Origin of the sequence: Nocardia sp. NPDC059240 (genome assembly GCF_042753865.1) — a bacterium.
Classification (GTDB): Bacteria; Actinomycetota; Actinomycetes; order Mycobacteriales; family Mycobacteriaceae; genus Nocardia.
The window spans coordinates 288,195-309,915 of the sequence record NZ_JBHZAC010000009.1; the positions used below are offsets into that span (position 1 = coordinate 288,195).

The following is a 21,721-nucleotide window of genomic DNA, read 5'->3' on the forward strand; positions in this document are numbered from 1 at the left end:
TGTCCTGCCGATGAGGGGGCAGCAGGACAGGGATCAATCGGCAGCGCTGCCGGGCGCTACCGAAACCCATCGTAAGCGGAAGATGCGCCCAGAAGTACACCCCGCCCCGCGTGTTTCCAGAATGTGGAATCAGCGTGTTCCCAATCGCCCGAATCCGACCAGCCCCGATGTGCCGGATGGGCGGAATTTGTGGATGGCGACACCACCGGATTCTCCGGCCTCATTGCCACCTACCGTGGTGATGGTATCCGAATCTACGGCAATCACAATATTCGTGTGTTGATGGAAGACACTGGAATCCGCATACATCACCACATCGCCCACCCGCGGTAGATAGCCGTTGTTCGCCTCTTCGAAACGATGCTGACCCCGGTAGTACTCCTCCAAGGTGTAGACGCCGGGAATCCGCCAGGAGCCGGAATTCGGATTGCTCAAAGGCTGCCCCGCCGTACGCATCACCCAGCTGACGAAGTCGGCACACCACGGTTCGGCAATGCCCTCGGAGTATTTGTCCCGACCGCTCTGTTCCTCGAATTGCGCACGCAGGACATCCGCGACACGCGTCTGCTCCGGACTCAGGGCCGCGGTATCGACGTCCGGGAAATCGTGCAGCAGGCGCCCGTCGAGGACGCGCGGGCCGAAGGATTCCTCGTGCCGGCCGTGCTGCCACCACCGCACCCCGAGCACTCCCCCGGCGGCCAGTGCCGAAACCACCACCAGCGCAACGGCAACCGATATCAGTCCGCGTCGTCGCCGACGTGGTGCGCGCTCGAGTTCGATTGTCATTCGGTCCCTCCCCGGTCCCGGCCGTCCTTCGGCCCTACCAAGTAGGACGTCTCATCCGACCACGGAGTTCCCCGGGGTGCGGCGCACCAGGCGGCTGCGGCCCATCGGACCCAACCGGCTGGCCTGCATGAGACCGACGCCCGGGGGCGCGAGTTCGACCAGTTCGGCCTGCAGCCGGGCCTGCAGCATTTCGGCGGCCGAGCGGTGGCGGGCCGCTTGCTCGTGATCACCCAGGTAGGTAGCCAGCTCGGCGAGCACGTAGTCCATCGGACCCATCACCGAGGCGCCGGTCTCCAACCCGCACACCGTGCCGGCGTACGGCAGCAGTTGCCGGTAGACGACGAGCGCGCCCGCCGGATCGTCGAAGGCGATGACGAGGCGGGCCTTCACGGCGGTGAAGGTGGACCAGAACTGCGGTGCCAACGGGGGCGCGGCGGCCAGTACCCGGCGGGCCTCCTCCGCGCGGCCGGAGTGCACCAGGGCCAGCGCGTAACCGTGGATGAACAGCTCCGGTTTGAGGGCGGTGCGTTCGCGCAGGTCGCTCAGGTATTCGGACATGTCGTTGCGGAGCCACCCGATAGAGACGGCGATGCCGACGTGCAGGGCGTTGGTGTCGCGGGTCGGTTCGGCCGCGCCCTCCCCGGAGTGCGCCACCAGTTCATCCAGTTCCCCGGACCCCTCGGCGAGCAGGCGCAGCACCTCGTCGGTGTTGCCGCGCAACAACTCCAGCACCATCCCGAACGGCGCGATGGCGTCGAGCAGGTGCCGCAGCTGCCCGTCGGTGGCGTACGCACTGGCGGCGCGGGCGTGACCGGCCGCGGCCACCAGATCGGCGTCGGCGAGGGTGGCGCGGAACAGCAGATAGTGGGCCAGTGCCCGGAATTCGGTGAGCTCCGCCTCGGTCGACACCTCGAGTAGTTGGGTCGCATGCCTTTTCAGGTCGTGGGCGCGCAGGAAGCCGCTCGCGGCGAAGGCCGCGAACGCCTGCGCGTTGAGGACCGTGCACAGCAGATCCGGGTCGTCCAGCGGTTCGGCCATGGTCATAGCGGTGGCGGCGATGATGCGCGCCGCCGACGGGTCCTCGATGGCCCGATCGAAAACGGCGGTGACCTGCAGGTGAATTCGGCAGCGCAGCGGCAGCGACGGATCGGCCGACGCGAGCCGCAACGGCTCCCGCAGCCGTGGATCCGGGGTGTGCCAGTCGTGCACCGACCAGATCAGCGGGGTCGGCCAGCAGGTCGCGGACTGCGCCAACAGCCCTGTCCCCCCGATGGATTCGGCCAGATCCAAGGCCTGTTCCCGCGCCGCCCGCGCCGCGATGTGCTGCCCGTCGTAGGCCAGCGCCACCACCAGCTCACACCGCGCCTCCAGCACGGCCAGCCGATCCGCGACCGCCGCCCCGGCCTCCGCATGCCCGGCCAGATCATGCAGCGTCAGCACCGACCGCCACCGCCGCACCGCGTCCGCCCGCATCCGCCGCTCCACGCACCGCCGCGCCGCCGCCCGCACGTAAGGCAGTGCGATGGTGGCGGTTTCGGTATCCGCTCCGAGCGCCGCGTGATGCGCCAGCGCATCGATATCCCGCCCACGCGGGACCCGGACCTCCTCGCGCACGGAACCCGGTGCGGCAGTGCCAGGCCCGGGGGCTCGCGGAGCTGCGAGGCTGTCCGCCATCGCAACCTCATCGGCCCCACGCAAGGCAGTGAGCGCGCGGTTGTCGCGGGGCGCGGGGGCAGGCCGTGGTGAGCCGAGGAGGGCGGCGACCAGATAGTCGGCCCCCCACAGCGCGTCGAGCACCCCCGGCGACTTCCCGGCAGGGGCGGTTTCGGGGTCGTGGCGTAGGTATTCGAAGGCGGCCCAGTGCATTCGGGTGCGGCGGAGGGTGGGGAGGTCGTAGTAGACGGTCTCGCGGACGAGGGCGTGGTCGAAGGTGACGCGGCCGGCGCGGTCGGTGCGCAGCAGGCGGGCGGATTCGGCGGTGGCGATGAGGTCGATGACGGTGTCGGCGGGGCGGTCGAGGGAGGCGGCGAGGGTGATGACGTCGCTGTCCTCGCCCCAGACCGAGAGGTGCCGCAGTAGGTCGACGACCTCGGCGGGGAGCTGGGAGATGCGGCGGCCCAACAGGTCTCGGACACTGTCGGGGAGCACATCGGCGAGCCCCTGGGCGGCGACCAGTTTGGCGAGTTCGCGCACGAACAGCGGGTTGCCCCCGGTGCGGCGGCGCAGCAGTTCGACGGTGCGATCGTCGAGGTCGGTGAGCCCGGCCGCGGCCGCGGCGCGACGGGTGCCGGCCATGTCGAGCCCGTCCAGCTCGATGCGGTCGGCGGTGAAAAGCGCCAGGGCCGCGGCGGTATCGCGGACGCCGGGCCCGGCCTCGGTGCCGCGCAGGGTGGCGACGATGAGGATCGGGCAGTCGCGCAGCCAGTTCACCACCTGGCGCAGCACCTGCAGGGTGGCGGTGTCCGCGCCGTGCACATCCTCCAGAACGACGGCGACGGGCGACCCCGCCGAATGCTCGCGGCAGGATCGGACCACGCGCCGGGCCAGGGTGAAAGCGTCGGCGGCGGTGAAGGTTTCGGGGTCGGCCGCGTCCAGCCCGGTGAGCACCTCGGCCCAGGCCCAGGCGGGTGGCGCGGACTCGACCTCCGGACAGCGGCCGAAGACGGTGGTCCAGCCGCGCTCGCCCAGGTGCCGGGTGATGGCGGTGGCGAGGGTGGTCTTCCCGGCCCCGGCCTCGCCGGAGAGCCAGATCAGTCGCACGTGCCCGTCGATGGCGGCCTCGGCGGCGGCCAGGACGGCGGCGCGCTGGGGGGCATATCCGGTGTCCGGCAAGGGTTCCGGTTCGGCCCGGGGGACGGGGGTGGGGGGACGGGCCGGTGCGGGCGGGGGCGCGGAGTCGACCGAGTGGGTGAGGATGGCGGTCTCCAGCTCCCGCAGTCCAGGACCGGGGTCCACCCCGAATTCCAGGGTCAGGAATTCGCGGCTGCGGCGCACGGTGGCGAGCGCGTCCAGTGATTGTCCCAGACGGTACTGTGCGACGGCCAGCAGCCGCGCGCACTCCTCGCGCCCCGGATGCTCCTCCAGGATGGGCCGCAGCGCGAGCACCACCTCGGCCGGACGGTTCATCTCCAGCGCCGCCTGCGCCCGCAGTTCGGCCGCGGTCAGCCGCAGCGCCTGCAGCCGGGCGGCCTCCTGTGCCGCCCAGGGCATTCCGGGGAAGGATTCGAAGGCGCTGCCGTGCCAGCAGGCCAGCGCGGCGTCCAGCACCCGCACCTGTTCGAGCGGTTCGGGCCGCCCGGCCGGGTCGCGCATGGCGGCCTCGTGCCCGTGCAGCAGCTGCTCGAAGTGCCAGGAATCCACTTGGGACGGCTCGAGATTGAGCGCGTAGCCGTGCGATTCGGAGACGATGACCCGCGAGTGCGCGCGCCGCGGCCGGTCCGGCTCGAAGACCCGGCGCAGGTTGTGGATGTACACCTGCAGCGCGGCAACGGCTTTGGCGGGCGGGTCACCGTGCCAGAGGTCGTCGATGAGCCGTTCGGTGGGCACCACCCGGCCACCGGCCGCGACCAGCCGGCCCAGCACCGCACACTGCATCGGCGCGCCCGGAGGCACGCGTTGTCCGTCGATGCTGATGTGCAGTGGGCCCAGCACCCCGATCCTTATGAGCGCCATGCCCCCGTTACCCACTTCGAATAAAACCAAACAGGATCCTCTCAATATGGCAGAAAAACTGCGAGAGTGCCCTGTCTTGTGATCTGGCTTAACTCGATACGAAGTCGGCGGCAAGAGTTGTCCCGCACACTGCCCAGGGTGTCCGACACCACCCCGCCCCCGGAGCCCGATCTCGCGGTGCTGCACAGCCTTCCGCATCCGGCCTGCTTGCACGACGGCGGCTACGATGTGGTCGCCGCGAACGATGCCTTCCGAAAGCTGTTCCCCGGCACCGGTCCCGGCGCCAATCTGATGACCGCGATCCTGCTGGAACCCATGGCCCGCTACCGGCTGGGCGACTGGGAGGCCGAAGCGCAGGTGATGGTCTCGGCGTTCCGGATGGCCACGCCGGAGCTGAATCCGGAGCGGGTCGAGGAGATCGTCAATCTGGCCCGGCGCTCCCCGGACTGGGATCGGCTGTGGGCGGGTGAGGTGCCACTGCTCGACCCCCGGGAGCGGACGGTGCTGATGAACGATCCGGTGACCCGCCAGGAGCGCCGGATGTATGTGCAGACCTTCGAGTTCCAGTCACCGCGGCGGCCGTGGTGGCTGTTGACGGTGGTGCCGTTCGACTGAATCAGGCTTGCGCCGCGGGTTCTTCGAACCAGCCGTCCTCGGGTTCGGCGAAGCCGTGGTACATGAGCGGAATGCGCCGATCCACGCCGAAATGCCGGTAGACGGCGAGCATGGCCGTGCGCACGGCGTGATCGTGGAAGTCGTCGATGCGGCGGCGGCCGAGCCAGTGTTCCGGGAGCAGTGACAGCCGGGTCAGCTCGTCGGGGTCGTCGGCGTCGAGTCCGATCGGTCCCGGGTCGACGATGAAGTGGTCGTGCAGCACCGCGTGCACATCGCGCGGCTCGGGGTGCCCGCCGTGTAGCGCGTAGAAGCGGGTGCGGATGGCGGGTGAGCCGTGCGCCTGCAGCCAGTCGATGAGGTGCGGGTTGGGGCGCGGAATCGACCTGGCGGACAACGGTGTCTGCTCCAACAGGTGCAGCACGCTGGCGCCGGGGACGCGGGGTTCGGGGACGAGGAACAGGCTGAGCACGGGCGATCCGGACATGCTGTCCGAGAGACAGACCTTGGTGCGCATGGGGTCGGGCATGCGCCGCTCCTTACCGGGGAGGGGTTGCTGGCTTCGCTATCCGAATCATGCCGGTTCGCCGAGTTACCAGACTCGGACAGATCTCTCCTCGACGCCCGACCGGTGCAACACCCGGAATTATAGTCGCGAAAGGCTGATCGGACCGACCGGTCTTTCAATCGGTCCGATCAGGACAACCCTCCGGAGCCTTACGCCCCGACCAGTCGGCTGCGGCCGCGCTGCCGGGTCGGCTGCGCCGCCAACTGCCCCTCGATGGTGGCCCGGACAGTCGGCCACTCTTCATCCAGGATCGAGTAGAAGGCGGTACTGCGCACCTCGCCGTCCAGCCCGCGCGAATGCGCCCGGCGCACCCCGTCGCTGGTGGCCCCGAGCCGCTCGATGGCCATGCGGGAGCGCAGGTTTCGGACATCGGCCCGCATCGCGATACGACGCACCCGCCACACCTCGAAGGCGTGCTGCAACAGCAGCAGCTTGGACTCCAGATTGATGCCCGCGCCGCGCGCCTCCAGGGACAGCCAGGTGTTCCCGATCTCGGCGGCATCCGGCACCGTCAACAGCGGATCCCCGCTCGGCATGCCGTGCACCAGCGGCCACACCACCGGGCCCTGCCAGTAGTCGAAACGGGTGAACCGGGTCGAGCCCAGCACCCGTCCACTGGCGACGGCGATGATGGCGAACGCCAGCGACGTTCCCGCGGCATGCCCCGACAGCGCCTGGGCCACATATTCCAGCGCCTCGTCCACTCCGTGTGGGACAGGCGTGAACGAATAATCGTCGCGATTCCCCGCTGCGGCCTCCGCAATACCCGAGGCATGCTGCGGCGCAAGGGGTTCCAGCCGTACCAGACGGCCAGTCAGAGTTACGGGTACGGGCACGTTCCCTCGATCTTTCAGAGTCGGTCGGGGGTCGCGTCAGGCATTGGCCGCCCCGGCCACACACTCCGGAATCGACGAACCAACCCTGGCACGCCAGTAGCAGCATCGGATAGTGGGATGAACGATAGCGGAACACCAGCGCACCGCGCCGCAGGCGGCGTGTAAATTTCATGCGTTCTACCGCGCGTCGCACGGTTGATTCACAGGTGTCATTCAGCTGTGCCCGGCGAGGGTATCCGCAACTACGTGGCGATCTCCCCCGGGAGCTGCCTTTATCCGAATACCTATGCGCCGGAAGGTATTTCTACACCGGCTTGCGGTTCCAGAAGCCCGCGTGCACCGCACGCGCCTCGTCGAGCTCGACCGGACCGATCACCGGCAACGCGCGCTGCCCCGCCGCGAATACCGCGCGGCACGGCAGCGCCATCGTCGGGTTCTCCGGATCGGCACCGGTCAGCGCCAAAAGCTGGTCCTCGCCCAGGGCGTAGACGACCCGCCCGATATTCCCCCAATAGATGGCCCCGGCACACATGGCACACGGTTCGGTACTCGTGTAAAGCGTGCAGCCACGCAGAAACTCGGGATCATGAACGGCCGTCGCCGCCCGCACCAGATTCGTTTCCGCGTGACCGGTCGCATCCCGACCGGTGACCACCGTGTTCTCGGCCTCCAGCAACACCCTTCCATCGGGCGCCGCGAGCAGCGCCCCGAAAGGGTGATTACCTCGCTCGCGCGCCCGCCGCGCAATGGCGACGGCCGCGCGCAGATTAGCGATATCGAGATCGTCCGGAATGGTCCCGCCGGGCATGCCGATTCCTCACCGACTCAGACGTTGAAGCGGAACTCCACGACGTCGCCGTCGACCATGACGTATTCCTTGCCTTCCATCCGGACCTTGCCCGCGGACTTGGCGGCGGCCATGGAACCGGCCTCGACGAGGTCCTTGAAGGCGACGATCTCGGCCTTGATGAAGCCGCGCTCGAAGTCGGTGTGGATGACGCCGGCCGCCTTGGGGGCGGTGTCGCCCTGGTGGATGGTCCAGGCGCGGGATTCCTTCGGACCGGCGGTCAGGTAGGTCTGCAGGCCGAGGGTGTGGAAGCCGGCGCGGGCCAGGGCGTGCAGGCCGGGCTCGGTCTGGCCGATGGACTCCAGCAGTTCGGCGGCGGATTCGTCGTCGAGTTCGATGAGCTCGGATTCCACCTTGGCGTCGAGGAAGACGGCGTCGGCGGGGGCGACGGCGGCCTTCAGCTCGGCCTTCTTGGCCTCGTCGGTGAGCACCGACTCGTCGGCGTTGAAGACATAGAGGAACGGCTTGATGGTCAGGAGCGAAAGCTCCTTCAGCAGTTCGACATCGAGTTCCTTGCGGGCGGCGAAGAGGGTGCGGCCGGCGTCGAGGATCTCCTGCGCCTGCTTGGCGGCGTCGGCGACCGGCTTGCGGTCCTTCTTGACCCGGGCTTCCTTCTCCAGCCGCACGACCGCCTTCTCCAGCGTCTGCATGTCGGCGAGGATGAGCTCGGTCTCGATGACCTCGATATCGGCGAGCGGGTCCACCTTGCCGTCGACGTGGATCACGTCGTCGTCGGCGAAGACGCGCACCACCTGACAGATGGCGTCGGCCTCACGGATATTGGCCAGGAACTTGTTGCCCAGGCCCGCGCCCTCGGAGGCGCCCTTCACGATGCCCGCGATGTCGACGAACGACACGACCGCCGGGAGCTGACGCTCGGAACCGAAGATCTCGGCGAGCACGGCCAGCCTCGGATCGGGCAGCGGCACCACGCCCGTATTCGGCTCGATGGTGGCGAACGGGTAGTTCGCGGCAAGCACGTCATTGCGTGTCAGAGCGTTGAACAGCGTCGACTTTCCGACGTTGGGCAGGCCGACGATTCCGAGGGTGAGACTCACGAGAAGTGGAGTCTACCCGGACCGCCGGCCTACGCCGTCACCCCTGGTCTACCGGGTTGCCGGGGGTCAGCCGCGCGGGGTGCGGCCGAGGTAGGCCAGCAGCTCGTCCGCGACCGGGGTGGCGGACGCGGGAAGATCGGTGACGACCGCGGCGTAGACGCCGTAGTCGCGCAGCGGCTCGATCAGTCCACTGGCGGCGGTGAGCAGATGCCCCGCCAGTTCCTCGGTGAGAGGCGAGGGCTGGCCCGTGCCGATCGCGATGTCCCAGGCGTGCGCGGCGGCGTCGAGGGCGCACATGACGGCGGCGACCGGGGTCGGCAGCTCACCGTGCGGCAGCGGGGTGGGAACGGTCTCGGTGCCGTCGGTGACCGTGGCCCAGGCGGTGGCGGTGGGTTCGATTGCGGCGGAAACCAATTCGGTGGCCTTGCCGTCGATGCTGCCGGACGGCTCGAAGGGGTTGTAGGCGGGGCCGTCGCCGATGCCGAGGAACTTGGCGAAGGCCAGCTGATCGCCTGCCGCGTGCTGAACCACCTGCGCCACAGTCCATTCCGAGCACGGGGTGGGGTTGTTCCACTGGTCGTCGCCGACACCGGCGACGACGTCGGCGAGGGCGCGGTGGGAGGCGGCGAGGACGTCGCGCCAGACCGGGGCGAGGGTGGCGGCGGGGGTGGCGGTCTGCGGGTTGATGCTCATTGTTCTTGCCTCTCAGGTCGTTTCGATCCGTTGAGATAAAGGTATGACCCGATTAGGCTGGTTTTCTTCCTAATAAGCGAGGCGATCGAAGGAGCTAGTTGTGACCTCCACCACAACCCGTCTGCTGCGCCTGCTGTCGCTGCTGCAGGACGGCACCCATACCGGCCGTGACCTGGCCGAACGCCTGGCCGTCACCGACCGGACCCTGCGTCAGGACATCGCCCGCCTGCGCGAACTCGGCTATCCGGTGCACGCCGCCCGCGGCCCGGTCGGCGGCTACCGCCTCGGCCAGGGTGCGACGATGCCGCCACTGCTGCTCGACGACGACGAGGCGGTCGCCGTCGCGGTGGCCATGAACATCGCCGCCGACGGCAGCACCGGCATCGCCGATATCCACACCAATCTCGAACGCGCCCAATCGAAAATGGATCGGATCCTCCCGAAACGCCTGCAGCGCAAGGTGACCGCCCTGCGCGCCGTCACCGATATCGGCCCCGCCGTCACCGGCTCCCGCGAACCCGACGCCCCCGTCCCCGCCGAAACCCTCGCCACCCTCGCCACCGCCATCCGGGCCGCCACCACCATCCACGCCGGCGGCGACCTGGAGCCCTACCGCCTGATCAGCTGGCAACGCCGCTGGTACCTGGTCGCCTACAGCCTCGAATCCCACACCTGGCAAGCGCTCCCCGTAGCCGCCCTCACCGAAATCACCCCCGGCGACCGCCATTTCGCGCCCCGCACGCTCCCCGACGCCGACCTGGTCGCCTTCGTCCTCCGCGAAATCGCCTCCACCGGTTGGCAAGTCCACGCCCGAGTAACAGTCCTAGCCCCCGCAGAAACCGTAATCGCCCGAATCAACCCCACAGTCGGCGTCGTAGAACCCCTAGACGACACCTCCTGCCTCCTCCTCACCGGAGCCGACCGCCTCGAAACCATCGCCATCTACCTGAGCATGCTCATGATGGACTTCCGAGTCGACTCACCCCCCGAACTTGTCACCCACATCCAAACCCTCGCCCACCGCTACGCGGCCGCGACTTCGCAGTGAGGCGCTGTCACGAGGTCAGAGTTGGAGCGAATCTTGCTGGGGGAGGTGGGACATCATGATCGGGTAGCGGACGGGGCGGGCGGTGGTGAAGGTCAGGTCGCGGACGTGGGTGAAGTCGGACCAGAGGAGGCGGCCGCCTTTGAGGAGGAGCATGGGGCGGACTCGGGTTCGGACCTGGTTCAGTTCGGCTTCGGTGGCGGGGCGACGGGGTCCGGCGGTGCCGTACAGGCGCACTCCGGGCAGGGCGGAGAAGCGGCCGCGCAGGAGGGAGCGGAACCAGAACAGGGAGCCGCGGTCGACTGCCAGCAGGCAGATCTGCGGATTGGCGTCGAGGTTGCGGGCCAGCGCGGAGGTGTACTGGTCGAAGTAGAAGGCGGTGCTGTCGTCGCGGAAGAACACCGTGCCTACCGGGGTGATGTTCGGAATACCTTCCGGGTCAACGGATGCGATCGCGAAGTGCCCCGTCGACCGGCGTCCACGCTCGGCGATTTCCCGTACTTGTCCCCACCACATGACCGGACCTTAACAGCCGCCCGATCTAGTAGGAGGGCCAATTCGAGAGGGTTTGGTGAAGGGCGTCCACAATGCGGGGCCAAGTGTCGGCGGCCGGACGGGAGTGAGCGAAACCGCCTGCGGCCTCGAGCGTCGCGAAGCCGTGAAAAGTGCTGCGCAGCAGGCGTGCCGCATCCAACCCCTCGGACTCCCCCAGCCCGTACCCGCGCAAGATGGCCGCGGTCAGCTCGATGCTGCGCAACAGTGCAGGCTCACCGGCGACCTCGGCCGGATCCATCCGAATCTGAGTTGCGGCATACCGTTCCGGATAGTCGAGCACGTACCCGCGATACGCATCCGCAAACGCCACCAGCGCATCTTTACCGGACCGCCCAGCCACCGCCGCCCCGATCCGCTCGTTCAACTCCGCACTCGCCAGCAACGCCACCCGAACCCGCAGATCATGCAGATTACGGACATGAACATAGAGACTCGGATCCTTCACACCGACCCGTCGCGCGAGCGCCGAAAGCGTGAGCTTCTCGAACCCGATCTCATCAACGAGTTCCGCCGCCTCACTGACAACCCGCTCCCTGGTCAACCCAACCCGTGGCGACATACCGCTCCTCTCCGCTGCACTCCTGAGCCTAAACCTAGAAGCAATAGGATCGCGGCAAGCCGACCACACTTGTCTGTGGCCGCACGTACGCTCGCCGCCATGGGACTGGGAGTGACGACACACGCGCTTGCTTACGCGATTGCCAACGGGGAGGAGGACTTCGAGTCCGATCTCGACGTGATCAACAAGCTGCTGATCGACAATGGGCTGCCGGCACACGAGGAGCCGCAGGGCTATGGGGCGGCGACCGCACGTGCTCATGTGTCGAGCTTTCCGTACAGCATGGTGCACTATCTGCGGCGCGCTTACGCGCATGCCCTGACCAATCCGGGACAGCCCGTGACACCGGTGCCCGAGTCGGAACGCGCCGCCGGAGATCCGCTGGTCGATGAGGTCAGCTGTCTCTTCGACTGCCATCTGATCTGCCACTCCGACTGCGAAGGCTATTACGTCCCCATCGATTTCGAGGACGTCCTGTTCGCGGACGAAGAGGACGGCCTGCCCGGCGGCATGCTTGGGTCCAGTTCCCGTTTGATGCGCGAACTCGTCTATGTGGCACCGTATCTCGGCATTACTCTGGTCGACGACCAATTGCCTGATACTGACGCCACCGCGCTGTTCGAGGCCGAAGACGAAGACAACCCGCTTTGGCGCGAACGCCTCGTCTGGCTGACCCTCTTCGAAAACGCCCGCGTATCCCTCGCCAATAACACCCTGATCACCTTCTGCTGACCTGAAATCGGGTTCATTCGGTACGCAGATGGAGGCCCGGGTTTTCGATGACGACATCGGCGATGGATTGGGCGATCATGGTGAGTTGCGGGTAGGCGCGGAGGACCGCGTCGATCAGGGGGGAGAGTTGCTCGAAGGCCTGCCGACCGTCACCGGCCAGTAGGCGTTTGGCGAGCTGGTCGAGCGGGGCGGGGAGTGCGGCATTCACGGGATCCGGTTTGTCCGTGGGGTATTGGGCGGGGTCATCGGTGTAGCCGCCGCGGCTGACGATGCCCATGGCGAGGGTGCCGGAGAAGATTGCGCCGCCACTGTCACCGGGGAGGGACAGCGCGGTGTGAGTGAAGCGGATCGGTGGGCGCGACGGGTCGGGCTGGTCGACACTGAGAATGACACCGCAGGTGAATCCGGTGGTGGCACCCGCCTTACAGACCGGCTCGCCGACGACCGGGTAGCCGATGCCGGTGATAGGGAGGGTACCGTCGGCGGCGCGAATCAGGTTGTTACGGAACGAATCCTGGAAAGGTCCGGCGATCCGGACGACGGCGTAATCGCGGACACCGTCCATCACCGATTTCTCGAAGGACCCGGTCTGATCGCCCTGCTTCAGTGCCGGAGTGAGGTCGAACGTCTGCCCTTGGGTGGCAGGCTGATCCTCCTTCTCGGTGGCGGCGTCACAATGACCTGCCGTGATCGCGGCGGGACTGCCGTCGGAGTCAACAGCATTGAATGCCCAGGAACACGCGTACCCGGCTTCGGTGAGGAAGCGGTCTCCTCCGGTGACCTGCGGAACCCCGGAATCCCCGCCGGGCAAGCGTGTCCTCATGTCAACGGCGGAAACAGCCTGCCGCTGAACAGAATCCACCCGCCGAAGATACTCAGCGGCATCCATATTCAGATCGCGGCGAATCGCGGCAACCAGCGCAGGCGGCAGCCCACCCTCTGATTCCGCCGATCGATCCTCAGCCCGCCCCACCCCCGGCGCAACCGACATCACCGCAATGAGCGCCACGACGGCAAGCCCCCACCGCCCAGCCTGCCGACCCAAGTAGTTGGCCACCCCTACCAATTTAGCGACCCCCGACCCCGAAAAGGGCGATCCCGCGAACGAAGGCGCGTTGCACACTCGCGCATCGCCGCCCCCGCTACCCGTTCAAGATCAGGGGCACTGTCGGTCAGCGACCGCCTACGCCCGACAGCGCAATCCCACGGACGAAGGCGCGTTGGGCTATGGCGTAGATGACGAGGAGGGGTAGGAGGAGGACGGTGGCGGCGGCCATTAGTAGGGGCCAGTTGGTGCTGTACTGACCTTGTAGACGCACCAAACCGAGGGTGGCGGTGGCGTATTCGTTGCGTTGGATCATGATCAGGGGCCAGAGGAAGTCGTTCCAGACTGTGATCCAGGTGAGGACTGCCAGGACCATGAGGGCGGGGCGGGTGTGGGGGAGGAGGATTCGCCAATAGATTTGCCAGGGGGTGCAGCCGTCGAGGGTGGCGGCTTCTTCCAGTTCGATTGGGAGGGTGCGGAAGAACTGGCGCATGAGGTAGGTGCCGAAGGCGCTGCCGAAGAGGCCGGGGACGATCATGGACCATGGGGTGTCCATCCAGCCGAAGGCTCGCATCAGGAGGAATTGGGGGATGACTGTGATGGTCAGGGGGACCATCAGGGTGGCCAGGTAGCCGATGAAGAGGAATTCGCGGCCGGGGAAGCGGAGGCGGGCGAAGGCGTAGCCGGCCAGCGAGCAGAAGAAGACCTGGCCTGCGGTGACGCAGGCGGCGTAGACGACGGTGTTGAGGAGCATGCGGCCCAGGGGGATGGCGTCGAAAGCTTCGCGGTAGTTGGACCATTGGGGATGGGCGGGGAGGGGGGCGGTGCCGCTCATTTCGCCTTCGCCCTTCAGGGAGGCGGAGATCGACCACAGGATCGGGGTCAGGGCGCACCAGGCCACCAGGGCGAGGGCGAGGTAGCCGAGTACGGCGGCGGTCAGGCGACGCCTCACAGTTCGGTCTCCGCTCGGCGTGCCAGCCATTGCTGAATCAGGGTGAAGGCCAGCAGGATTGCGAAGATCACCCAGGCGAGGGCGGACGCGTAGCCCACTTCATAGAATCGGAAAGCGTTCTGGAACAGCATGATTCCCAGCACGTAGGTGCCGGTCTCCGGTCCCCCGCCGCTGCCGGTGAGGGCGTACGCCTGATCGAAGGCCTGCACCGAGTTGATGACGGTGATCACGAGGACGAACGACAGGGCACCACTGATCAGCGGCACGGTGATCGAGGCGAAACGCCGTAACACACCCGCACCGTCGATTTTCGCTGCCTCGTACAGGTTTTCGGGCACCCCCTGCATGGCGGCCAGCAGGATGACGGTGGCGAAGGGCACCGACTTCCACACGGTGACCAGGCTCAGCGACACCATCGCCCAGGCCGGATCGGTCAGCCACGGCACGGGGCCGAGCCCGACCCAGCCCAGCATCGTATTGGCCAGCCCGTCATCGCTGGCGAGGATGAACCGGAACACCACCGCCATGGCCACGGTCGATGCCACCAGCGGCAGGAACGCCAAGGTCCGGAACACCCCTATCCCCCGCAGTTTTCGGTTCAGCAGCCCGGCCACGGCGAGACTGATCACCACCGTCGGCAGCAGCGTCAACACCGTGAACACGGCCGTATTGCGCAGGGCGATATAGAACAGCGGGTCATCGGTGAACAGCCGTCGATAGTTCGCGACCCCGACGAATCGCGGCGGACTGAACAGATCCCACGAATGGAAGCTCAGGTACAGCGAAAACCCCAGCGGGAACAGCAGAAACACCAGAATGGCAGCCAGATTCGGTGCCACGAACAGTCTTCCGGCACGCGCCCGCCGCCGCTCCAGCCTCATACCGCCGCCCGCAACAGCTGATCGATATCGGCGCTGGTCTGCCCGCCCAGCGACTCGGCCGTCGCCGCACCGCGCAACACCTTGTTGCACCCACGCTCGAGCAGCGCTTCCACCTTGCCCCACAACGGTGTCACCGCCAGTTGCCGGGAATGCTCGGGCCCTTCGGTGAAGACCTCCAGGTTGCGCAGGGTGGGATGCGCCGCCGCGAATCCCGGCGACCGCATCGCCGACCGCAGCACCGGCACGAACAGCCCCGACTCGGCGATGATGGCCTGTCCTTCCGGCCCGGTCGCGAATTTCACGAATTCCCAGGCCTGTTCGCGCCGTGGGCTCGCCGCCGCGATGGCCAGTCCAGTGCTGCCGATATCGGTGATCGCGCCCGGCCCGCCGTGCGGCCCGACCGGCAACACGGTCACATCGAAGTCGAGCCCGTCGCGCCCGGTGAACTCCGAGTACAGCCAGTGCCCGCCCATGAGCATGGCGGCCTTCCCGCTGCGGAACAGGTCCTGCGCCGAAACCGATTGCCGGTCACCGACACTGGGCGCGACGCGATGTCGCACGGCCAGGTCCGCGTAGAACTGCAGTCCGGACGCGAACTGCGGATCCCCGAGATTGGTGCGCACCGGCCGCACCGGCGGGCTGAACCATTCGGTGCCGTTGTTCATGCCGAAGCAGGCGGCCGAGAAGTACGGCACCCACGCGTCCACAAACCCCCACTGCCGGGTCCGCCCATCGGCGTCGCGATGAGTCAGAGCCTGCGCCGCCGAGAGGAATTCGTCGAAGGTCCACGCGGTCGACCAGCTGGTGGGCGGCCGAATCCCGGCCTCGTCGAACAGTTTCCGGTTGTAGTAGAGGAACACCCCCGACCACTGCTCCGGCAGCGCGTACTGCCCGCCGTCCCACACGAAGGTGTCGCGCAGCGTCGTGTACCCGTCATCCCGCAGCGTCGCAGCATATTCCGGGTCCCGGTCCAGGAATTCGCGCAGGTCGACCAGCACGCCCCGATCCGCCAGCCCGGCGTAGAGCAGCTCCCACGCCATCAGCACGTCCGGGCATTTGCCGCCCGCGCAGTAGGTGAGCATCTGCTGCAACGGATCCGGCCCGGACATGATGGTGCGAATGCGGATATCCGGTCGCCGCCGCTGGAATTCGTCGATGATCCGCAGTCGCGCCCGCGCCTCTTCGGGCCGGGCCTGGAAGAAGAAGGTGACCGCGTCATCGTCCCCGCTCGCGCAACCCCCGGCCGCCGGCAGCGTGGCCAACGCACCGCAGCCCAATGCGGAGCGCAACAGGGTACGCCGATCGATGCGGAAAGGAGGGGCCGCCGAGTCGCTCGCCAAAGATATATCTCCGTGAACTAAACGAACTAAAGGACCACAGTGACGCAGATCTCGAACCAGCATGGCAGCATACGGGGAGCTACCTGCGACACGCGGTCAACACGCGAAATCGCAGGTTTTCGGTCGGCCCGCAGTACCCCCGCGAACCGTCCGCAGCGTCCCCCGGGCCACCCGTACCCGACGGTACGACACGAGGTGAACGGCTGGTCAAAGCCGATTCAGGCGCGCGTCGGTTGGGCTACGTTGAGACCGATTTCAGTGAGAACCGCAGTACCGCACGGGAGAGTTGTCGAATGGCGACCATCGAATTACTCCGCACGGACCCCGACCTACCCCCGGTAGGCGTCGTGGACCGGACGCCCTTGTCCTCGGCGAAGAAGGGCATCTTCCTTGCCATTGCCGTGATCGGCGCGATCGCCTGGGCGGTCCTCGCATTCATGCGCGGGGAGAACGTCAACGCGGTGTGGATCGTGGTCGCCGCCCTCTGCACCTATGTGCTCGCGTACCAGTTCTACGCCCGGCTCATCGAATACAAGATCACCAAACCGCGCGATGACGTCGCCACTCCGGCCGAGGCCATGGAGAACGGCCGCGACTACATGCCGATGGACCGCCGCGTCCTGTTCGGCCACCACTTCGCCGCCATCGCCGGCGCGGGCCCGCTGGTCGGCCCCGTGCTCGCCGCGCAGATGGGCTACCTGCCCGGCACCATCTGGATCATCATCGGCGTGGTGTTCGCCGGTGCGGTCCAGGACTACCTGGTGCTGTGGGCGTCGGTGAAGCGCCGCGGCCGCACCCTCGGCCAGATGGCGCGCGAAGAACTCGGCCTGGTCGGCGGCATCGCGGCCATCGTCGCCGTGCTGGTGATCATGATGATCCTGCTCGCCGTGCTCGGCATCGTGGTGGTGAACGCCCTTGCGGCAACCCCGGATCCGAAGACCGGCGTGCTCACCGGCGGCAGCCCGTGGGGTGTCTTCTCCATCTCGATGACCATCCCGATCGCCCTGTTCATGGGCATGTACCTGCGCTTCCTCCGGCCGGGCAAGGTCGGCGAGGTGTCGATCATCGGCTTCGCGCTGCTGCTGCTGGCCATCCTGCTCGGCAACCCGGTCTCCCAATCCGCTTGGGGCCAGGACTGGTTCACCCTGTCGGGCACCACCATCTCGTGGATGCTGATCATCTACGGCTTCATCGCCTCGGTGCTGCCGGTGTGGATGCTGCTCGCCCCGCGCGACTACCTGTCGACCTTCATGAAGATCGGCACCATCACGCTGCTGGCCGTGGGCGTCGTGGTCACCATGCCGGTGCTGAAGGCCCCGGCGGTCTCCCAGTTCGCGAGCAACTCCAACGGTCCGTCGTTCGCGGGCAGCCTGTTCCCGTTCCTGTTCATCACTATCGCGTGTGGCGCGCTGTCGGGTTTCCACGCGCTGGTGTCCTCGGGCACCACACCCAAGCTGCTCGAGAAGCAGCGGCAGGCGCGCATGATCGGCTACGGCGGCATGCTGATGGAGTCGTTCGTGGCGGTCATGGCCATCATCACGGCCAGCATCCTGGACCAGCACCTGTACTTCGCCATGAACGCGGCCGGTGGCCTCACCGGCGGCACCGCGGACAAGGCCGCGACCTACGTGAACGGCCTTGGCCTCAAGGGTGATCCGATCACCGCGCAGCAGCTCACCGATGTCGCGTCGGGTGTCGGCGAGAAGAGCGTCATCTCCCGTACCGGTGGCGCGCCGACTCTGGCGGTCGGCATGTCGGAGGTCATGCACAAGCTCATCGGCGGCAGCGGCCTCAAGGCGTTCTGGTACCACTTCGCCATCATGTTCGAGGCGCTGTTCATCCTCACCACCATCGACGCGGGCACCCGCGTCGCGCGATTCATGCTCTCGGACGCCATCGGCAACCTGCCGGGCGCCAAGAAGTTCAAGGATCCGTCGTGGTGGCCGGGCGTGATCATCTGCTCCGCCGTCGTGGTGGCGCTGTGGGGTTCGGTGCTGCTCATGGGCGTCACCGATCCGAACGGCGGCATCAACACGCTGTACCCGCTCTTCGGCATCTCGAACCAGTTGCTGGCGGCCATCGCGCTGACGGTCGTGCTGGTGATCGTGGTGAAGAAGGGCCTGGTGAAATGGGCTTGGATTCCGGCACTCCCGCTGGTCTGGGACCTGCTGGTCACCATGACCGCCTCCTGGCAGAAGATCTTCTCCGCCGACCCGAAGATCGGCTACTGGAAGCTGCACCACCTGTGCGTGACGGCGCAGAGCGCGGGCAAGCTGTGCTCCAACGCCAAGACCGCCTCGGACATGGACAAGATCGTCCGCAACACCTGGATCCAGGGCACGCTGTCGATCATCTTCGCCGTGCTGGTGCTGATCGTGGCCGTGGTCGGGGCGTGGGCCTGCGCCCGGGCGCTGCGGGCCGGCGGCGGCGATACCAGCGAGAGCCCGGAGGAGCCGTCGAAGATCTTCGGTCCGAGCGGGTTCGTCGCGACCAAGGCGGAGAAGGAAGTCCAGCAGGAATGGGACGCCCTGGTCGCCGAAGGCAAAATCCGTGCCCCGGGCACAGCCGGCGCGCTGAGTCACTGACTCCATGAGCACAGAGTCACTGACGTGATGAGTACCCCCGACGCCCCGTCGACCGCAGGTCTCCTGCGGTCGGCGGGGCTCGCCCTGTTGCGGGCCCTGAAAGCCATTGCCTGGTGGTTCAACTCGATCCTCGGCGGCAACGACTATCAGCGCTACGTCCAGCACCTGCGGCTACAGCACCCCGGCTGCGAGATCCCGTCCGAGCGCGACTATTGGCGCGATCGCCACGACGCGGCGGCCAAGAATCCCGGCAACCGCTGCTGCTGATCCGACCGGCACCGGAAACCTCTGACCAGGCCCGGGGCCGGCTGGCGATTTTCCGCCGACGCTCATGGCGGATTCCCGCTAGCGGCGGGGCGCGGCGGCTGACAAGGTGGAATCCGTGAGTGCGAACGAATTGGATTTCGAGCGTTGCTACCGCGCCGTGGCGACCCGGGATGCTCGGTTCGACGGGCATTTCGTGACCGCGGTGCGCACCACCGGAATTTATTGCCGCCCTTCCTGTCCTGCCATCACCCCCAAACGAACCAACGTCTCCTTCCTGCCCACCGCCGCCGCCGCGCAGCAGAGCGGCTTCCGGGCCTGCCGCCGCTGCCTGCCCGACGCCGCACCCGGGTCACCGCTCTGGAACACCCGCGCCGACCTGGCCTCGCGGGCCATGCGGTTGATCGGTGACGGCGTCATCGAACGCGGCGGCGTGCCCGCACTGGCCGGGGCCCTCGGCTACTCGCAGCGGCAGCTGACCCGGGTGCTGACCAGCGAACTCGGCGCGGGCCCACTGGCTTTGGCGCGGGCGCACCGCGCGCACACCGCGCGGTTGCTCATCCAGACCACGCGACTGTCCATGTCGGACATCGCGTTCGCGGCCGGATTCGCCAGCATCCGGCAGTTCAACGACACGGTGCGCGAAGTGTTCGCGGTCAGCCCGACCACGCTGCGCGAGGAATCGCGCCGCCGCAACGGCGACACCATGCCCGCCAGCAACGGCCTGCTGACGCTGCGTTTGCCCTACCGCGAGCCGCTCGACAAGTCCTGGCTGGAATGGTTCCTGTCCGCGCACGCCGTCGCGGGGCTGGAACTGTGGGAGAACGGCATCTACACCCGCAGCCTGCGAACCCCGCACGGCCACACCACCGTTCGACTGTCCGTGCAGCCTGGGCACGTGCGCGCCTCGCTGGCGCTGCAGGACATGCGCGATCTCGCGCCCACGGTGGCGCGCATCCGGCACTTCCTCGACCTGGACGCCGACCCGATCGGCATCGACGAGGCGCTGGCCGCGGGCATGGCGGAAACCCCACCGCAGCAGGGCATTCCGGTACTCCCCGGCGGCATCCGGGTGCCGGGCTGCGTGGACGGACCGGAGTTGTTGCTGCGCACCATGATCGGGCAGCAGATCTCCGTCGCGGCCGCCAACACCCACACTGCACGACTGGTCCAAGGGCTCGGCGAGGCCATCGACGGGCCGATCCCGCACCTGTTCCCCACCGCGGAGACCATCGCCGAGCACGGGTCCGAAGTGCTGACCGGGCCGGGACGGCGAGTCGACGCCATTGTCGGCGCGGCCAAGGCCCTGGCCACCGGCGACCTGGTGCTGCACTCCGGCCGCACCGCCGGTGACCTGCGCCGCGACCTGCTCGCCCTGGACGGCGTCGGCCCCTGGACCGCCGACTACGTCACCATGCGGCTGCTCGCCGACCCGGACGTACTGCTGCACTCCGACCTGATCGTGCGCCGCGGCGCAGGCCTGCTGGGCGTGGATCTCACCGACACCGCCCGCTTCGCGCCCTGGCGCTCCTACCTCACCATGCACCTGTGGAAGTACGCGCTCGCCCACCCGGCCGAGCCACGCACCGCCACGCCATCCACACCGACCCGGAGGACACCGCAGTGAACACCGGAAACCACGCCACCACAGCAGATTTCGCGACCATAGACACACCCGCCGGACCGTTCACCGCGCTGGTGGACGGCGACGGCGCGGTACTGGCCTCCGGCTGGATCGCCGACCCCGAAGCGCTGCGCGCGCTCATCCACCCCACCATCCGCCCCGCCACGCTGCGGGAACGCGACTCCCTCGGCGCGATCACGCGGGCGGTTACCGCCTATCACGAGGGCGACCTGACCGCCATCGACGCCGTCACCGTCCGGCAGGTCTCGGGCCCGTTCCTCACCCACGCCTGGGAGATCCTGCGCAAGGTCCCGGCCGGAAACCCGATCACCTACACCGAATTCGCGGTCGTCTCCGGCCGCCCCGCCGCCACCCGCGCCGCCGCCAATGCCTGCGCCCGCAACGCCGCCGCCCTGTTCGTCCCCTGCCATCGCGTCCTGCGCGCCGACGGCACCCTCGGCGGCTTCCGCTACGGCCTGCCGATCAAACGCTGGCTGATCGACCACGAGACCGCCTGAACGACCTCCCCCCGACCGGCGTCCACCCGGGCCCGTCGGTGCCCGGGCGTACCGTGGCACCCATGTGCCGCAACATCCACACCCTGCACAACTTCGAGCCGCCGGCCACCCCGGACGAGGTGCACGCGGCCGCCCTGCAATACGTCCGCAAGATCAGCGGAACCACCAAACCCTCCCAAGCCAACCAGGCCGCCTTCGACCTAGCCGTCGAAGAAATCACCGCCGCCACCGCGCGCCTTCTGAACGGCCTGACCACCACCGCCCCACCCAAGGACCGCGAGGTCGAAGCCGCCAAGGCCAAGGCCCGCGCCCAAATCCGCTTCACCCCGCGCTGACGCCCGTGCCTGGCACCCGGCGACAATCGCAGGTGGAGTACACGATCCAGCTGTCGCGCGAACACGCCGAACTGCTGGAGAGCCTCGGGGAGGTCTTTCACGCCGCCCCGGAACGGATGATCGAAGCCTGGACAATCCAGCAGATCCACGCTGCCGACGCGAGCCTGCGTGCCGATCATGACCGGCCGGCGGATCAAGGGAGTTAGCTCAACCG

General features: G+C 67.8%; 22 protein-coding genes. 9 read left to right on the top strand and 13 right to left on the bottom strand.

The genetic code is table 11. The annotated features are described in order from the left end of the window. Positions 1 to 129 precede the first annotated feature (129 nt). Both ACFXHA_RS31200 and ACFXHA_RS31205 read right to left on the bottom strand, forming a co-directional pair. Complete coding sequence (locus ACFXHA_RS31200) at positions 130 to 786, bottom strand: CHAP domain-containing protein (protein ID WP_379362545.1); 657 nt, start codon at positions 784 to 786, stop codon at positions 130 to 132. A 51-nt stretch (positions 787 to 837) separates the two neighbouring features. Then, positions 838 to 4,458 carry a BTAD domain-containing putative transcriptional regulator gene (locus ACFXHA_RS31205; RefSeq protein WP_379362546.1) on the bottom strand — a complete coding sequence of 1,207 codons (3,621 nt, stop codon included), beginning with the start codon at positions 4,456 to 4,458 and terminating at the stop codon, positions 838 to 840. A 138-nt stretch (positions 4,459 to 4,596) separates the two neighbouring features. Here ACFXHA_RS31205 and ACFXHA_RS31210 point away from each other — a divergent pair, with 138 nt between their 5' ends. Continuing rightward, complete coding sequence (locus ACFXHA_RS31210; RefSeq protein WP_379362547.1) at positions 4,597 to 5,073, top strand: hypothetical protein; 477 nt, start codon at positions 4,597 to 4,599, stop codon at positions 5,071 to 5,073. Between the two features lies 1 nt (position 5,074). Here the strand turns inward: ACFXHA_RS31210 and ACFXHA_RS31215 are convergent, their stop codons facing one another. The 5 genes from ACFXHA_RS31215 to ACFXHA_RS31235 all read right to left on the bottom strand — a co-directional run bounded on the left by ACFXHA_RS31215 (position 5,075) and on the right by ACFXHA_RS31235 (position 9,072). Then, complete coding sequence (locus ACFXHA_RS31215) at positions 5,075 to 5,599, bottom strand: hypothetical protein (protein WP_379362548.1); 525 nt, start codon at positions 5,597 to 5,599, stop codon at positions 5,075 to 5,077. A gap of 188 nt (positions 5,600 to 5,787) precedes the next feature. After that, positions 5,788 to 6,474: a GNAT family N-acetyltransferase gene (locus ACFXHA_RS31220; RefSeq protein ID WP_379362549.1), complete on the bottom strand. Its 687-nt coding sequence runs from the start codon at positions 6,472 to 6,474 to the stop codon at positions 5,788 to 5,790. A gap of 304 nt (positions 6,475 to 6,778) precedes the next feature. After that, complete coding sequence (locus ACFXHA_RS31225) at positions 6,779 to 7,282, bottom strand: nucleoside deaminase (protein WP_379362550.1); 504 nt, start codon at positions 7,280 to 7,282, stop codon at positions 6,779 to 6,781. A gap of 17 nt (positions 7,283 to 7,299) precedes the next feature. Further along, a complete protein-coding gene (gene ychF / locus ACFXHA_RS31230; protein WP_379362551.1) occupies positions 7,300 to 8,379 on the bottom strand; it encodes a redox-regulated ATPase YchF in 1,080 nt (359 codons plus the stop codon). A gap of 66 nt (positions 8,380 to 8,445) precedes the next feature. Continuing rightward, positions 8,446 to 9,072: a TIGR03086 family metal-binding protein gene (locus tag ACFXHA_RS31235; RefSeq protein ID WP_379362552.1), complete on the bottom strand. Its 627-nt coding sequence runs from the start codon at positions 9,070 to 9,072 to the stop codon at positions 8,446 to 8,448. A gap of 100 nt (positions 9,073 to 9,172) precedes the next feature. Between ACFXHA_RS31235 and ACFXHA_RS31240 the strand changes: the two genes are divergently transcribed. Next, complete coding sequence (locus tag ACFXHA_RS31240) at positions 9,173 to 10,120, top strand: helix-turn-helix transcriptional regulator (RefSeq protein ID WP_379362553.1); 948 nt, start codon at positions 9,173 to 9,175, stop codon at positions 10,118 to 10,120. A gap of 15 nt (positions 10,121 to 10,135) precedes the next feature. Here the strand turns inward: ACFXHA_RS31240 and ACFXHA_RS31245 are convergent, their stop codons facing one another. Both ACFXHA_RS31245 and ACFXHA_RS31250 read right to left on the bottom strand, forming a co-directional pair. Beyond that, on the bottom strand, positions 10,136 to 10,633 hold the full coding sequence (locus ACFXHA_RS31245) for a pyridoxamine 5'-phosphate oxidase family protein (RefSeq protein ID WP_379362554.1): 498 nt from the start codon (positions 10,631 to 10,633) through the stop codon (positions 10,136 to 10,138). A 25-nt stretch (positions 10,634 to 10,658) separates the two neighbouring features. Next, a complete protein-coding gene (locus ACFXHA_RS31250) occupies positions 10,659 to 11,231 on the bottom strand; it encodes a TetR/AcrR family transcriptional regulator (RefSeq protein ID WP_379362555.1) in 573 nt (190 codons plus the stop codon). A 99-nt stretch (positions 11,232 to 11,330) separates the two neighbouring features. Here ACFXHA_RS31250 and ACFXHA_RS31255 point away from each other — a divergent pair, with 99 nt between their 5' ends. Continuing rightward, a complete protein-coding gene (locus ACFXHA_RS31255) occupies positions 11,331 to 11,963 on the top strand; it encodes a hypothetical protein (protein ID WP_379362556.1) in 633 nt (210 codons plus the stop codon). Between the two features lie 13 nt (positions 11,964 to 11,976). Here ACFXHA_RS31255 and ACFXHA_RS31260 read toward each other — a convergent pair whose 3' ends face one another. The 4 genes from ACFXHA_RS31260 to ACFXHA_RS31275 all read right to left on the bottom strand — a co-directional run bounded on the left by ACFXHA_RS31260 (position 11,977) and on the right by ACFXHA_RS31275 (position 16,181). Then, positions 11,977 to 12,786, bottom strand: coding sequence for a S1 family peptidase (locus ACFXHA_RS31260; RefSeq protein WP_379362557.1), 810 nt, complete (start codon positions 12,784 to 12,786; stop codon positions 11,977 to 11,979). Positions 12,787 to 13,135: 349 nt separating this feature from the next. Beyond that, positions 13,136 to 13,990, bottom strand: a complete 855-nt coding sequence (locus ACFXHA_RS31265; RefSeq protein ID WP_379362558.1) for a carbohydrate ABC transporter permease — start codon at positions 13,988 to 13,990, stop codon at positions 13,136 to 13,138. Continuing rightward, on the bottom strand, positions 13,957 to 14,841 hold the full coding sequence (locus tag ACFXHA_RS31270) for a carbohydrate ABC transporter permease (protein ID WP_379362559.1): 885 nt from the start codon (positions 14,839 to 14,841) through the stop codon (positions 13,957 to 13,959). The genes ACFXHA_RS31265 and ACFXHA_RS31270 overlap by 34 nt, the downstream gene beginning before the upstream one ends. Further along, positions 14,838 to 16,181: an ABC transporter substrate-binding protein gene (locus ACFXHA_RS31275; RefSeq protein WP_379362560.1), complete on the bottom strand. Its 1,344-nt coding sequence runs from the start codon at positions 16,179 to 16,181 to the stop codon at positions 14,838 to 14,840. Before ACFXHA_RS31275 ends, ACFXHA_RS31270 begins: the two co-directional genes overlap by 4 nt. A gap of 293 nt (positions 16,182 to 16,474) precedes the next feature. Here ACFXHA_RS31275 and ACFXHA_RS31280 point away from each other — a divergent pair, with 293 nt between their 5' ends. The 6 genes from ACFXHA_RS31280 to ACFXHA_RS31305 all read left to right on the top strand — a co-directional run bounded on the left by ACFXHA_RS31280 (position 16,475) and on the right by ACFXHA_RS31305 (position 21,713). Then, on the top strand, positions 16,475 to 18,766 hold the full coding sequence (locus ACFXHA_RS31280) for a carbon starvation CstA family protein (protein ID WP_379362561.1): 2,292 nt from the start codon (positions 16,475 to 16,477) through the stop codon (positions 18,764 to 18,766). 87 nt (positions 18,767 to 18,853) lie between these two features. After that, complete coding sequence (locus ACFXHA_RS31285) at positions 18,854 to 19,033, top strand: YbdD/YjiX family protein (RefSeq protein ID WP_379362706.1); 180 nt, start codon at positions 18,854 to 18,856, stop codon at positions 19,031 to 19,033. 106 nt (positions 19,034 to 19,139) lie between these two features. Then, positions 19,140 to 20,657: an Ada metal-binding domain-containing protein gene (locus ACFXHA_RS31290; protein WP_379362562.1), complete on the top strand. Its 1,518-nt coding sequence runs from the start codon at positions 19,140 to 19,142 to the stop codon at positions 20,655 to 20,657. After that, a complete protein-coding gene (locus tag ACFXHA_RS31295; protein WP_379362563.1) occupies positions 20,654 to 21,172 on the top strand; it encodes a methylated-DNA--[protein]-cysteine S-methyltransferase in 519 nt (172 codons plus the stop codon). Before ACFXHA_RS31290 ends, ACFXHA_RS31295 begins: the two co-directional genes overlap by 4 nt. Positions 21,173 to 21,234: 62 nt before the next feature. Beyond that, the gene (locus tag ACFXHA_RS31300; RefSeq protein WP_379362564.1) at positions 21,235 to 21,507 is read left to right on the top strand and encodes a DUF2277 domain-containing protein; all 273 of its coding nucleotides are present in this window, start codon (positions 21,235 to 21,237) and stop codon (positions 21,505 to 21,507) included. A 32-nt stretch (positions 21,508 to 21,539) separates the two neighbouring features. Further along, positions 21,540 to 21,713 (top strand): hypothetical protein, encoded by a 174-nt coding sequence (locus tag ACFXHA_RS31305; protein WP_379362565.1) that lies wholly within the window; start codon positions 21,540 to 21,542, stop codon positions 21,711 to 21,713. The last annotated feature ends 8 nt before the right edge of the window (positions 21,714 to 21,721 follow it).

Bases quoted from the DNA above. Each gene is read 5' to 3' on its own strand.
- ACFXHA_RS31200 (WP_379362545.1), bottom strand. From the start codon at position 786: ATGACAATCGAACTCGAGCGCGCACCACGTCGGCGACGACGCGGACTG.
- ACFXHA_RS31205 (WP_379362546.1), bottom strand. From the start codon at position 4,458: ATGGCGCTCATAAGGATCGGGGTGCTGGGCCCACTGCACATCAGCATC.
- ACFXHA_RS31215 (WP_379362548.1), bottom strand. From the start codon at position 5,599: ATGCCCGACCCCATGCGCACCAAGGTCTGTCTCTCGGACAGCATGTCC.
- ACFXHA_RS31225 (WP_379362550.1), bottom strand. From the start codon at position 7,282: ATGCCCGGCGGGACCATTCCGGACGATCTCGATATCGCTAATCTGCGC.
- ACFXHA_RS31235 (WP_379362552.1), bottom strand. From the start codon at position 9,072: ATGAGCATCAACCCGCAGACCGCCACCCCCGCCGCCACCCTCGCCCCG.
- ACFXHA_RS31245 (WP_379362554.1), bottom strand. From the start codon at position 10,633: ATGTGGTGGGGACAAGTACGGGAAATCGCCGAGCGTGGACGCCGGTCG.
- ACFXHA_RS31250 (WP_379362555.1), bottom strand. From the start codon at position 11,231: ATGTCGCCACGGGTTGGGTTGACCAGGGAGCGGGTTGTCAGTGAGGCG.
- ACFXHA_RS31255 (WP_379362556.1), top strand. From the start codon at position 11,331: ATGGGACTGGGAGTGACGACACACGCGCTTGCTTACGCGATTGCCAAC.
- ACFXHA_RS31260 (WP_379362557.1), bottom strand. From the start codon at position 12,786: ATGAGGACACGCTTGCCCGGCGGGGATTCCGGGGTTCCGCAGGTCACC.
- ACFXHA_RS31265 (WP_379362558.1), bottom strand. From the start codon at position 13,990: ATGGCTGGCACGCCGAGCGGAGACCGAACTGTGAGGCGTCGCCTGACC.
- ACFXHA_RS31270 (WP_379362559.1), bottom strand. From the start codon at position 14,841: ATGAGGCTGGAGCGGCGGCGGGCGCGTGCCGGAAGACTGTTCGTGGCA.
- ACFXHA_RS31280 (WP_379362561.1), top strand. From the start codon at position 16,475: ATGGCGACCATCGAATTACTCCGCACGGACCCCGACCTACCCCCGGTA.
- ACFXHA_RS31300 (WP_379362564.1), top strand. From the start codon at position 21,235: ATGTGCCGCAACATCCACACCCTGCACAACTTCGAGCCGCCGGCCACC.